Genomic DNA, 454 nt, shown 5'->3' with positions numbered 1-454 from the left:
ATAGAGAAATATATGCTTATGCGGTAGAATGTTTATTGAATACCGTGCTGATTTTTAGCGTTATTATTGTTGTCAGCATAATATTGGGAAAATTTCTCCCAACCTTGCTATGGATATTGTTTTTCTTGCCTGTCCGTCATACATCTGGAGGGCTTCATGCCCCAAATCATATTGGCTGTTTTCTTTTTTCCGTATCAGTAGGAATAGGATGTATGTTTCTGGCCCCATTTCTTGTCAATATGCCGAGCGTTTTTTTTGCGGGGATATGTGCGAGTATTGTGATTATCTTTGTATTTGCTCCGGTCATACATTCCAATCATCCTCTTTCGGAGCAAAGTATCCAAAAAACAAAAAAGCACGCCCGAATTATTATTCTTCTTGAGAGTGCTTTTATGATCCTGCTCTATTTCTTAACAGAGCAGGATCATAAAAGCACTCTCAAGAAGAATAATAA

1 protein-coding gene is annotated in these 454 nt (G+C 37.4%); it reads left to right on the top strand.

The genetic code is table 11. The features are described 5' to 3' along the window. Nucleotides 1–454 (top strand): accessory gene regulator B family protein (locus CHK_RS16305; RefSeq protein WP_152651660.1); only part of this gene is annotated, 454 nt, incomplete at both ends.

The organism is Christensenella hongkongensis, assembly GCF_000981035.1.
Taxonomy (GTDB): Bacteria; Bacillota; Clostridia; order Christensenellales; family Christensenellaceae; genus Christensenella; species Christensenella hongkongensis.
The sequence above is the reverse complement of the archived record's forward strand: the minus strand, read 5'-3'. Positions and strand labels throughout refer to the sequence as shown.